Annotated in this window: 1 protein-coding gene and 1 pseudogene; both read left to right on the top strand. The window is 69.5% G+C overall.

Going from position 1 to position 1,769, the window contains the following annotated elements; translation table 11 throughout:
- Positions 1–646: pseudogene (locus NA3_RS35160) on the top strand (hypothetical protein); the annotation flags it as partial.
- A gap of 309 nt (positions 647–955) precedes the next feature.
- Entirely contained in the window at positions 956–1,663 is a 708-nt protein-coding gene (locus NA3_RS35155) for a hypothetical protein (RefSeq protein ID WP_062969223.1), read from the top strand.
- The last annotated feature ends 106 nt before the right edge of the window (positions 1,664–1,769 follow it).

Here is a 1,769-nt window from a genome sequence, read left to right as displayed (position 1 = left end):
GAGCCCGGAGGCCGGGATGCCCGAGGTCGCATCGGCGTCGAAGCAGTTGTTCATCGACATGGCCGTCGTCGATGTGTGGCATGTGCATCGGATGGCGTTGCTGTCAGCGGCGCGCGATGCCCGTCTCAGCGCCGGCCGTCTGGGGTTGGGCGCCGACCCGGTCGCCGATATGCAGTTTCACCGCAACATGAACCTGCACCATCAGCGCGCGGCCGGACTGTCCGATGCCGCGCAACTGTCGGCGCCCGAGGTCGAAGCCCTCTGGAACAGCCCGCAAGTCCATACCGCGCGCCGGCAGGCCGCCGAGCAGATCAACCGGTGGGACGACCTGCACCTGGAATTCGAATGGCGCCGCTACACCCAGCCCACCACCGACCCGGTACTGCCGCCCTACATCCCCGTCGACCCGGACACCGGAACCCCGACCACCCACGCACAGGCACGCCCACCCGATCCCAACGAGCTGATCGCCCGCGCCGCCGCCGCGCTCGGAATCGACCCCGACCGCACCGACCGCCTCCCGATCCACCACGCAACCGCCATCGACATCGCCTTACCCGAAGCCACCGCCCGCGACTGGGAGCCGGATCCCGCCACAACACCACCGCCGCCCCCAATGCGACCCGACCTCGGGCCCGAGCCCTGACCACCGCATCCTCATCCCTCGGTGATGGCGCTGGCGCCGACCATCACTCCAGACCGATTCGAACCACCGCGAGGACATCCCGTCACGCCCGGCCCACCGGCCGCGGCCCGCTTCCCGACAAGGCGGAACACTGATGTCCGACAAACATTCCCCCCAATGCACTCGCCCGATGTCAGCGCCCCAAACCCGACAGCGAGCCCAACTCCCTCCGACGCTGCAGCCCCTCCTGCGGTACCGCCGACGGCGTTTCGGTCCCGCACTGTTGCTTCCGCGCTGGCGGTCCGGTTCGGGCCCGACGATCCCGACGCTGTGCGCGCGACCGCGCTACGCGCGGTGCAGGACTCGGTGAAGCGCTACCTCGACTGGCAACATCACCCAGCCCCCGACACTCCGGCGGCCGGTCCCGGCGAGTGGCGGTTGACCGCGATCAACGGCATCGAAGACGATTTGCGTCGCGCCTACCTCGACGCCGTCCGGAGCGGGGTGCCGATCAGCGAGATCGACACTGCCCACGACCTCGGGCTCGCCGGCGTGGGCTGGGACCAGCAACCCGCCCACCCACTGCTGGGACGGCTCGAACACCTCGCCCACGCACTCACCCTCGCCGAGGCCCGCGCTGGCACCGATCGCGCCCGGATCCGGGAACTGGAAAACGAGCTCGACCACGCCCACACGCGGATCGAAACCCTGTCCGAAGATCTCGCCCACGCGCGCAACACCATCGCCAAGCAGACCGAGGAACTGGTCGATGCCGAATGGCTGACCGGCGACCGCCACCACAACACCGAACCAGGCCCGCAACCCGCCCGCGCGCTGGCCCGCATGAACACCGAGCTGGCTTTGGCCAACGACATCGACGCCCTCGAACGCGCCGCAACACGCGACACCAGCGGTGGGATCAGCAAAGCAATCGATACCGCACTGCCCGGTCAGCCCGACTATTGGCCCGAGACCACCGACCCAGACACCGGGCGACCGTCCGGCACGACGGATCACGGCCCGGAGGTGGCGCCGTGACCGCGCTGGACGAGCCACTGGGATTCACCAACCCCGACTACTACCGCGACGCCGCCTCACCTACCGAGCGGCAGCTGCGCGCCGACTTCGCCCGCTACTACCAGCT

The organism is Nocardia africana NBRC 100379 (assembly GCF_001612635.1).
GTDB classification, from domain to species: domain Bacteria; phylum Actinomycetota; class Actinomycetes; order Mycobacteriales; family Mycobacteriaceae; genus Nocardia; species Nocardia africana.
Note: the sequence above shows the minus strand (reverse complement) of the source record. Positions and strands in the feature narration are given on the sequence as shown.